Source organism: Synechococcus sp. RS9902 (assembly GCF_014279635.1).
Classification (GTDB): domain Bacteria; phylum Cyanobacteriota; class Cyanobacteriia; order PCC-6307; family Cyanobiaceae; genus Parasynechococcus.
The window spans coordinates 2,216,143-2,225,261 of sequence record NZ_CP047949.1 but is presented as its reverse complement, the minus strand read 5'-3'; the positions used below and the strand labels follow the sequence as shown (position 1 = coordinate 2,225,261).

The window sequence follows — 9,119 nt, the reverse complement described above, 5'->3', positions numbered from 1 at the left end:
TGCGATTTTTTGGCTGGCGACCGCCACGGCTTTTGCCGTGGCGGCTATATGTGTCTTCCTGGCTTTAAAGAGGGTTGATCTGGCCTAGGCCTGACTCCTCCAGCCAGCGCTCTAGCCCATCCGGTAGTGGACACCGGCGCCGACTGGCGGCATCAATGGCCACATGACGCAGGCACCCCCGGGCGACCTCGTTTTCGCCCAGCAGGTAACGACTCACCACCTCGAAGCTGCCACGATCCAGGCGTTTGGGCTCAAGCTGAATCAACACCACATCTCCCATCTGCAATGGGGCGCGGAATTCAGCGTCGCAGTGCACGATTGGCAGCGCAATGCCTGGTGTTCCCTCTCGGCCTCCGGGGAAAATGGTCCCCGCCGGCAGGCCAAAGCGTTCCAGGCTTTCCTCCCAGGCCTGGTGGCACCAGCCCAGCAGCTGCTGAAAGTGCATCACGCCGGCGGCGTCGGTGTCGCTGAAGCGCACGGTTCGGCTCAGCTCCAGCCAGGGGGCAGAGGTCATGGCGATGTGTTGTTCAAGCCGGTGCCGACTGTCACCCTGACAGAAATCCCGCCCGAACCATGGCCGCGCCGATCGCCTTCGAGCCTCCGTCAATTCAGAAGGCCTGGCAGGCCTTCCTGCAGCACATCCCTGTGGTGCTGGTGAGCTGGGTGGGCTCGATCGTGCTGTCGCTGCTGGCTGTTCTGGCCTATGGCCTGATCATCGTAGCTGTGTCGTCAATCATCGGCAGCAGCGATGCGGCATTGGGGCTCGGAGCGGTGCTCGCCCAATTGGTTCAGTTGCCTTTCTCCATCCTCGCCAGCTTGTTGTCGGTGCTGTTGGTGGCCGTTCCTGCCCTCTATTACGAGCGCGGTGAGGTGGTGACGATTTCAACGGCGGCTCAGCTGCTCACCGGCCGTTGGTGGCGTTATGTGCTGGCGGGGCTGTTCTTTTCGCTGGTCACCACCATCGGCTTTCTGCTTTGCATCCTTCCCGGGATTGCCGTGGCGTTGGTGACGCCGGTGTTCGTGAATCGCATCTTCGTCACCGACATGGGCATCGGTGAAGCCTTCTCCCAGTCGTTTCAGGTGGTGTATCGCTCGGAAAACGGCTTGAGCTTTGTGGGGCTTGAGGTTTTGACGGGCATCGTTGTGGGGCTGCTGGCCCTGGCGACCTGCGGTCTGGGGGGCTTTGTGGTGATTCCCATGGCCAGCTTCTTCCTTCAGAACGTCGCCTATCAGCGCGGACTGTTGCGCTGATCGCTCAGCCGCTGGGCCAGCTGTTGGTGCTCAGGCGCAGCAGCCAGTAGCTGATCAACCCTCCAGCCACCAACGGCAGGGGCCAGAGGGGAAGACCTCTGGGGATGAGACGCCGTTGCTGGAGCGCCAGCACACTCCAGAACACCATCCCAAGGGCGGCAATGGGGCCAAACAGATGCCATTGCAGCGATCCGCCCAGATCACCAGTGAGTGCTGTGCTTGTTGCTCGGGTCAGAAAGCAGGTGGGGCAGGGCACGCCGGTGAGGGCGCGAAGCGGGCAGCTGAGGCCGGGTATCCCTGGATGCAAGCCCTTCAGCCATAACGCACCGGTCACGGTTGCGGGCAGCAGATAGCCCGCGCGTTGCAACCGCCGCAGAAACCGGTTCAGAGATCAGCGATCCACCGATCCCATGATCACGTCGATGGAACCGAGGATGGCCATGATGTCGGCCACCTTGTGTCCCTTGAGGATGTGGGGAAGGATCTGCAGGTTGTTGCTGTCGGCAGCACGGATCTTGAAGCGCCAGGGGGTGACGTCGTTGTTGCCCTGGATGAACACGCCTATCTCGCCCTTGCCTGACTCCAAACGGGTGTAGAGCTCGCCGTTGGGGATCTTGAAGGTGGGCGCCACCTTCTTGGCCACGTACTGGAAGTCGAAACCCGCAGCGTCGCTGCCCTTGCCTTCATTGAGGCGCTTGGCCTCGAGGTTTTCTGTGGGGCCGCCGGGGATCATGTCGCAGGCTTGGCGCAGGATCTTGAGCGACTGGCGCATTTCTTCGATGCGCACGCGATAGCGGGCGTAGCAGTCGCCTTCCTTTTCCCAGGCCACCTGCCAGTCGAAGTCGTCGTAGCACTCGTAGTGATCCACCTTGCGGAGATCCCAGGGCACGCCGGAAGCGCGCAGCATCGGTCCGGAGAGGCTCCAGTTGATGGCGTCCTCCTTCTCGATCGTTCCCAACCCTTCAATCCGGCGCCGGAAAATCGGGTTGTTGGTGATCAGCTTTTCGTATTCATCGATCTTGGGGCCGAACCAGTCACAGAAATCACGGCATTTCTCCAGCCATCCCCAGGGCAGATCAGCGGCGACGCCGCCGATGCGGAAATAGTTGTTGTTGATCAGCCTCTGGCCGGTGGCGGCTTCCCAGAGGTCGTAGATCATCTCCCGCTCGCGGAAGATGTAGAAGAACGGAGTCTGGGCCCCCACGTCCGCCAGGAAGGGTCCAAGCCAGAGCAGGTGGTTGGCGATGCGGTTGAGTTCCAGCATCAGCACCCGGATGTAGCTCGCCCGCTTGGGCACCGGGATGTTCGCCAGTTTTTCCGGGGCGTTCACCACGATCGCCTCGTAGAACATCCCCGCCGCATAGTCCATGCGGCTCACGTAAGGCACGAACATCACGTTCGTGCGGTTCTCGGCGATCTTCTCCATGCCGCGATGGAGGTAACCGATCACCGGTTCGCAGTCGACCACGTCCTCACCATCAAGGGTGACCACAAGCCGCAACACCCCGTGCATGGAGGGGTGGTGGGGCCCGAAGTTCACCACCATGGGCTCCGTGCGCGTTTCCAGCTGCGTCATGGGAGCGGTGGTCCGATCGATGAGTAGATCTTAAGGAGTCTTCGCCTGTGGCTTGTGCCCCCCTTCAGCCATGTGCCCGTGCTGGCCGATGCGGTGCTGGATGCGGCCCGGCAGATCCCCCGTCCGGATGGCCTGTTGATCGACGCCACCCTTGGGGGCGGCGGCCACAGCGCCCTGTTGCTGGAACAGCATCCCGGCCTGCGCCTGATCGGACTGGACCAGGACGCCACGGCACGGGCCGCGGCGGCGGAGCGTCTGGCCCCCTTCGGTGATCGCGTCTCGATCGTGGCCACCAACTTTGCCGACTATGTGCCGCCCGAGCCCGCCGTGATGGTGCTGGCGGATCTGGGGGTGAGCAGCCCGCAGCTGGATGTGGCGGAGCGGGGCTTCAGTTTTCGCCTGGATGGTCCCTTGGACATGCGGATGAATGCCGGCGGTGAGGGGGAGACTGCGGCTGAGCTGATCGATCGCCTGGAGGAGAACGAGCTTGCGGATCTGATCTATGGCTACGGGGAGGAGCGGCTCTCCCGCCGCATCGCCCGGCGGATCAAAGCGGACCTCAAGGACAAGGGCTCCTATGAGGGCACCGCGGCCTTGGCCTACGCCGTGGCCGGTTGTTATCCCCCCAAGGCGCGGCGGGGGCGGATTCATCCCGCCACCCGCACCTTTCAGGCCCTGCGGATTGCGGTGAACGATGAGTTGGGGGTGCTCGATCGCCTGCTGCAGCAAGCCCCCGACTGGCTGGAGCCCAAGGGTCTGCTGGGGATCATCAGTTTTCATTCCCTGGAAGACCGCCGCGTCAAGACCGCCTTCCTTCGTGATGAGCGCCTGCAGCGGATCACCCGCAAGCCGGTGGTGGCCACCGAGCAGGAGGAGGAGGCCAACCCCCGCAGCCGCAGTGCCAAATGGCGGCTGGCCCAGCGTTTGGCCCCTGCTTAGCGATCGCTGAGGAACCCGGCGGCAGCTGCGGCGTCGGTGATCGCAGTGATGGCCTGCTCCACGTCGCGGGCTGTGGTCTGGCGCCCCAGGCTCAGCCGGAGGGAGGCTTCGGCTTCAGCTCGTGAGCGGCCGATTGCTTGCAGCACGTGGGACGGGGCACCGTTGCTGCAGGCCGAGCCACTGCTGCAGGCGAGGTGCGGGCGTAGGGCCCGGTGCAGGCGGCTGCCGTTCACCCCGGGCAGGCTGATGTTGAGGTTGTGGGGCAGGCGCGGCTGCAGGGCCCCATTGAGCAGCACGCCTGGGAGGCGCTGCTGCAGGCCATCCCAGAGCTGATCGCGCAGGTGCTTCAGGCGGCTGTTGCGCTGATCCTGCTCTTGCAGGGCGAGCTGGGCGGCGGCGGCAAAGCCCACGATCAAGGCGCTGGGCAGGGTGCCGGCCCGGAGCCCCGCTTCCTGGCCGCCCCCCCATTGCAGCGGTTCGATCGCGATGCCCTCCCGCAGCACCAGGGCGCCGATGCCCTTGGGGCCGTAGAGCTTGTGGGCACTGAGGCTGAGCAGGTCAACCCCCAGGGCATCAGGGTTCAGCGGCAGCGTCCCGAAGGCCTGGGCCCCATCGCTGTGCAGGGTGATGCCGTGGGCTCGGCAGAGGGCCCCCAGCGGCTCGAGCGGCTGGAGCACGCCGATTTCGTTGTTGGCTGCCATCACGCTCACCAGCCGTGTTTCGGGGGTGATCGCCTCCTCCAGCTGCTCGGGGCTGATCAGTCCATCGGGGCCGGGTGCCAGAAGGGTGACGCTGAAACCTTCCCTTTTCAGTTGCTGGAGCGGATCGAGCACGGCGTGGTGTTCGGTGGCCACGCTGATCAGATGGCCTCTCCCCAGGGCGCGGGCATGGCCCAGCAGCGCCAGGTTGTTGGCTTCGGTGGCGCCACTGGTGAACACCAGCCGTTCCGGCATCACCCCCACCGCCTCCGCCAGCTGGCGCCGCGCCACGTTCACCGCGGCTGAGGCGCTGAGGCCGAGCCGATGTTGGCGGCTGGAGGGATTGCCCCAGTCCGCACTCCAGAAGGGCGCCATCGCCTCCACCACCTCAGCCGCACAGGGGGTGGTGGCCTGGAAATCAAAGGCGAGAGCTGAGCCGCTCAGGACGGTGCAGGCAGATGTTGCGATCATGGTGCTGCATTGCGAACAGCACAGGCATGGGTCTGCGATTGCCGATGGCTCTGCTGGGCTTGGGCGGGCTGATCTGGACGCAGCCTGTCGGCGGTTTTGATCGTGAGCAGGTGCTGGAACAGATGCGGCGATCGCGGCCAGCCGATCTCAAGGTGCTGATCGAACGTCCGGCCCCCGTCGGCACCCTGTCGATCGGGATTTACTCGGTGAAACCAGCCTCGTCCAATCCCGATACCCGCAGCTACAGCCTGTGGGAGGAGTCGGCGTCGGATCTCAACGTCTACGTGGAGAGCGTCAATTGCTCCCCTGAGAAGCCCTTGCGGGTGAAACGCACGCCGTCGACGGTTTACGTGCGCACCCTCAACCCCGGCGGTCCGATCACGGACGTGAACCGGGAAGATCACTTGGTGTGGTGGGCAGCCTGCGTGCCGGAGGTGGCGGGAACCGACCCTGCCACGTTGCGTCAGAAGGCCCTGGATCTGGGCTTTTCCACCCTGATTCCCGAACAGCAGGAGCAGTTACCCGCACTGGCCCGTTGAGCGTGCTCTCCATACATTGCGGCCAGAGCGATTCCAGCCATGAGCGACGCGCCCACCCCCACCGCTGAATCCGCAGAGGCCGCGGCGCCCGCCCCGCGTCTGTTGCTGGTGGACGACGAGCCCGGTCTGCGCACGGCGGTGCAGGCCTACCTGGAAGACGAAGGCTTTGAGGTGACCACCGCGGTGGACGGGGAGGAAGGCTTCGCCAAGGCGCAGCAGATGCTGCCCGATGTGGTGATCAGCGACGTGATGATGCCGCGGCTCGATGGCTATGGCCTGCTGCAGAAGTTGCGCGCCGATGAACGGCTTGGCGGCACCCCGGTGATTTTCCTCACCGCCAAGGGCATGACGGCGGACCGCACCCAGGGCTATCTGGCCGGGGTGGATGACTACATCCCCAAGCCGTTCGATCCCGATGAGCTGGTGGCGCGGGTGCGCAACGTGGCCCAGCGCCAGCAACGGCTGCTGCAGGAGGCAGCGCGCTTTGCGGATACCGATATGGGCCAGATGGCCAAGCAGATCACCGAGATCCGTTCGCTGCTGGCCCAGGCCGAAGCGTTGCCCTCCACCGAGCCAGTGGTGCACAGCTTCACGCCGCGGGAGGCGAGTGTGCTGCAGCTGGTGGCGGAAGGATTGATGAACAAGGAGATTGCCCGGCAACTGGAGACGTCGATCCGCAACGTGGAGAAGTACGTGAGCCGGTTGTTCAACAAGACGGGTACCTCCAGCCGCACGGAATTGGTGCGCTATGCCCTGGAGCACCGTCTGGTGACTTGAAAGCTGGTTGGCGCGAGGCGGCGTTCAACAACGGTTGGACCTACCGCGACCGGGTGCCGCGGTCCGCTGCCGGCATCTTGGTGAGCGAATGGCTGGCGGATCGCTACCGCCACTCTGATGCTGTGTTGTGGCAGCAGCGGATCGCCGCTGGTGAGCTGGATTGGAACGGAGCGCTGCTCACCAGTGATCGAGCCTTGCAGGGCGGTGAGGCCCTCTGTTGGCGGCGTCCGCCCTGGCTGGAGCAGGCGATCCCCGATCAATGGGAGACGATCCACGACGACGGCGACCTGTTGGTGATCAACAAGCCTTCCGGTTTGCCGGTGATGTCCGGTGGTGGCTTCCTGCGCCACACGCTCACGGCCTTGCTTGAACCCACCGGTGCCCGGCCGGTGCATCGCCTGGGGCGGTTCACCTCCGGTTTGCAGGTGTGTGCCCGCACGCCGCAGACCCGTGCCCTTTGGTCGAAGCAGTTCCGGCCCGACGGCGGTTGCCGCAAGGTGTATCAGGCCTGGAGCCAGCGGGTGCCGGGGTTGGAGTTGGGGCAGTGTTTGACGCTGAGCAGTGACGTGGTGGAACGGCCGCATCCACTCTTGGGCTGGATCTGGGGGCCGGAACCGTTCGACGGTGCGCCGATCCGCAAACGGCTTTCCGCCCACTCTGAGCTGCAGCTGTTGGAGCGCACTGCAGAGGGCGATCGCCTGCAGGTGACGATCACCACCGGCAGGCCCCACCAGATCCGCATTCATCTGGCGCAGCTGGGCAGCCCATTGCTGGGGGATACGCTGTATCTGCCCGACCGCGAGATTTCAGCCACCGCAACGCCCGGTGATGGGGGCTATCGGCTGCATGCCTGGCGGCTTTCGGGTCTCCCTCACTTGAGGAAGCTCAACCTCCTGGTGGATCCCCCGAGTGAGGGAGATCATGCCTTGCGGAACTCGATCAAACGCGAGAAGTAGAAGGGGGCCTTGTTCAGGCTGCGGCGCACCAGCTTGAAGCCGCTGCCTTCCGCTGCCTTCACGATGCCGTCTTCCTTGAGGGTGTAGGCCCGGGTGGTTTTGCTGGGGCCGGGGAAAAGCTGGCCGATGCCCTTCAACAGCGCCAGCAGCGGGGTGTAGGGCGCAAAGCTCACGATCAGCCGCTCTTCAGTGAGGCTGCAGAGGTGCTTCACCATCTCCTCGGCCGGTTGCTGGGGGTAGTGGATGAACACATCCAGGCAGCACACCGTGTGAAAGGAGCCGCTCAGGCTTTCCAGGTCGCTGGCGAAGAAATTCAGCTTGGCCATGTCGAGGCCGGCTTCGCGGGCCCGGCGCTCGGCTTCCTGGGCCATGGCCTCGGAAATGTCGCTGGCGCTGATGGAACCGGCCCCCATCGCCGCCAGCGGCAGGCTCAGGCTGCCAACACCGCAGCCCGCGTCGCAGAAGCTCGCCTGGCTGAGTTCACCGCTCTCCTTGATCCAGGTCAGCACCTCATCCACGGTCTTCTGGTGACCGATGCGGATGTTGCGCTGCACCTTGTTCACGTCATCGCTGTCGCTGTAGATGCGGTTCCAGCGGTCGAAACCCGTGGTTTCGAAGTAGCCCTTCACTTCCTTTTTCTCGGCCTGTTTCTGCTCCAGCAGCTGATCGGGGGCCATGGCGGAAGGGTTTGCGTCGGCGGGATCCTAAGCAGCGCAGGCCCAGTGCAGCTCACCCTCCTTCAGCTGCCAGCGCAGCAGTTGCGTCAGTGGCCGTCCCATCAGGGCATCCATCCACCCCGTTGCATCGCCGATCACCCGCCGCGGTGCCACCGTGGCGCTCCAGATCGCAGCACCGGGGGCGTCACTCCAGCGGGCCAGCCGTTTCACCCCCTCCAGTTGCGGCAGGGTCACCCCCGCCAGGGTGCCGTCATCGAGGCGGCAGGTGCCGTTCTCCACCAGCAGCACCCGCTCGTCCCAGCGGTGCTCCCCGTCGGCCAGGCCGTAGGGGGCCAGCGCATCGCTCACCAGCACCGTCTGCTCCGGTGCCAGCCGTTGCAACAGCACCGCCATCGTGGGGTGCACGTGCACGCCATCGGCGATCAGCCCCAGGGCCACCCCTCCGCGCCTGCAGGCTTCCCCAAGAGGGCCCGGTGCCCGGTGGTGCAAGCCCGGCATGGCATTGAAGGAGTGGGTGAGCATGGCCACACCCTGATCGAAACCGGTGCTGGCCTGTTCGGCCGTGGCGGCGCTGTGGCCGAGGGCCACGCTGATGCCCAGCTTCCGCAGTCGCCCGATCACCGCAGCGGCTCCCTCCAGTTCGGGGGCCAGGGTTACCAGGGCAATCTCCGTTTCGAACCCACCGATTCGTTCCTCGAGAGCCTCCAGGCTGGGGCTGGCCAGGTGTTCACGGGGATGGGCACCGCGGCGGGCTTCGGCCAGAAAGGGGCCCTCCAGATGGGCCCCCAGTAGCCGGCAACGGCCTGGTCGGTGCAGGTCCCGCGCTTGCCGCAGCACGGCCAGGGCCTGGCGCAGCGGCGCGATGCCGCAGGTCACCAGGGTCGGCGCGATGGCTTCGACCCCATCGCGCCACAGCAGCTCGAGGAGTTGCTCCAGCCGGGGCAGATCGCTCTCGCTCAGCTCCGGGAAGGCCAGCCCCAGCCCGCCGTTGATCTGCAGGTCCACACCCCGGGGGCTGAGCCAGTTGCCGTTCCAGTCCGCATCGGTTTCTTGAGTCTCTTGTTGCGCCACTTGTTGCGCCTCGGTGCCCATCGCCTCGATGCTGCAGATCAGCCCCTGCTCGTTCAGGTCGATGGCGTAGCGCTGGTCTCCGTCCCCCGGCAGGGGACCCGGCAGTCGAACGTTGGTGATCCGGTGCATCAACGCAACACTGGCTTCTGCAGCCATGGGGGGAG

At 65.2% G+C, this 9,119-nt stretch carries 11 protein-coding genes; 5 read left to right on the top strand and 6 right to left on the bottom strand.

Annotated features, from left to right (window positions below):
* Positions 1–64: 64 nt before the first annotated feature.
* Complete coding sequence (locus tag SynRS9902_RS12315) at positions 65–514, bottom strand: thioesterase family protein (protein WP_186509328.1); 450 nt, start codon at positions 512–514, stop codon at positions 65–67.
* Between the two features lie 59 nt (positions 515–573).
* Here SynRS9902_RS12315 and SynRS9902_RS12310 point away from each other — a divergent pair, with 59 nt between their 5' ends.
* Positions 574–1,251: a hypothetical protein gene (locus SynRS9902_RS12310; RefSeq protein ID WP_186509327.1), complete on the top strand. Its 678-nt coding sequence runs from the start codon at positions 574–576 to the stop codon at positions 1,249–1,251.
* Between the two features lie 4 nt (positions 1,252–1,255).
* Here the strand turns inward: SynRS9902_RS12310 and SynRS9902_RS12305 are convergent, their stop codons facing one another.
* Together SynRS9902_RS12305 and SynRS9902_RS12300 are read right to left on the bottom strand one after the other, a co-directional pair.
* Positions 1,256–1,618 (bottom strand): DUF2752 domain-containing protein, encoded by a 363-nt coding sequence (locus SynRS9902_RS12305; protein ID WP_115160886.1) that lies wholly within the window; start codon positions 1,616–1,618, stop codon positions 1,256–1,258.
* A gap of 24 nt (positions 1,619–1,642) precedes the next feature.
* Complete coding sequence (locus SynRS9902_RS12300) at positions 1,643–2,827, bottom strand: NAD(P)H-quinone oxidoreductase subunit H (protein WP_115009907.1); 1,185 nt, start codon at positions 2,825–2,827, stop codon at positions 1,643–1,645.
* A 54-nt stretch (positions 2,828–2,881) separates the two neighbouring features.
* On the opposite strand from SynRS9902_RS12300, the gene rsmH reads away from it, so the two are divergent.
* Positions 2,882–3,766, top strand: a complete 885-nt coding sequence (gene rsmH, locus SynRS9902_RS12295; protein WP_186509326.1) for a 16S rRNA (cytosine(1402)-N(4))-methyltransferase RsmH — start codon at positions 2,882–2,884, stop codon at positions 3,764–3,766.
* On the opposite strand, the gene SynRS9902_RS12290 is transcribed toward rsmH, so the two are convergent.
* Positions 3,763–4,935, bottom strand: a complete 1,173-nt coding sequence (locus SynRS9902_RS12290; protein WP_186509325.1) for a cysteine desulfurase family protein — start codon at positions 4,933–4,935, stop codon at positions 3,763–3,765. The genes rsmH and SynRS9902_RS12290 overlap by 4 nt on opposite strands.
* Before the next feature lie 26 nt (positions 4,936–4,961).
* Between SynRS9902_RS12290 and SynRS9902_RS12285 the strand changes: the two genes are divergently transcribed.
* Genes SynRS9902_RS12285 through SynRS9902_RS12275 form a run of 3 tightly spaced genes read left to right on the top strand, consistent with a single transcriptional unit; the run spans position 4,962 to position 7,207 of the window.
* Entirely contained in the window at positions 4,962–5,474 is a 513-nt protein-coding gene (locus tag SynRS9902_RS12285; RefSeq protein WP_186509324.1) for a hypothetical protein, read from the top strand.
* A gap of 39 nt (positions 5,475–5,513) precedes the next feature.
* Positions 5,514–6,251 carry a response regulator transcription factor gene (locus SynRS9902_RS12280; RefSeq protein ID WP_115160883.1) on the top strand — a complete coding sequence of 246 codons (738 nt, stop codon included), beginning with the start codon at positions 5,514–5,516 and terminating at the stop codon, positions 6,249–6,251.
* The gene (locus tag SynRS9902_RS12275) at positions 6,248–7,207 is read left to right on the top strand and encodes an RNA pseudouridine synthase (protein WP_186509323.1); all 960 of its coding nucleotides are present in this window, start codon (positions 6,248–6,250) and stop codon (positions 7,205–7,207) included. The genes SynRS9902_RS12280 and SynRS9902_RS12275 overlap by 4 nt, the downstream gene beginning before the upstream one ends.
* Here SynRS9902_RS12275 and bchM read toward each other — a convergent pair.
* Both bchM and SynRS9902_RS12265 read right to left on the bottom strand, forming a co-directional pair.
* On the bottom strand, positions 7,171–7,884 hold the full coding sequence (gene bchM, locus SynRS9902_RS12270; protein ID WP_186509322.1) for a magnesium protoporphyrin IX methyltransferase: 714 nt from the start codon (positions 7,882–7,884) through the stop codon (positions 7,171–7,173). The genes SynRS9902_RS12275 and bchM overlap by 37 nt on opposite strands.
* Before the next feature lie 27 nt (positions 7,885–7,911).
* Positions 7,912–9,111 (bottom strand): N-acetylglucosamine-6-phosphate deacetylase, encoded by a 1,200-nt coding sequence (locus SynRS9902_RS12265; protein ID WP_255446139.1) that lies wholly within the window; start codon positions 9,109–9,111, stop codon positions 7,912–7,914.
* Positions 9,112–9,119: the final 8 nt, after the last annotated feature.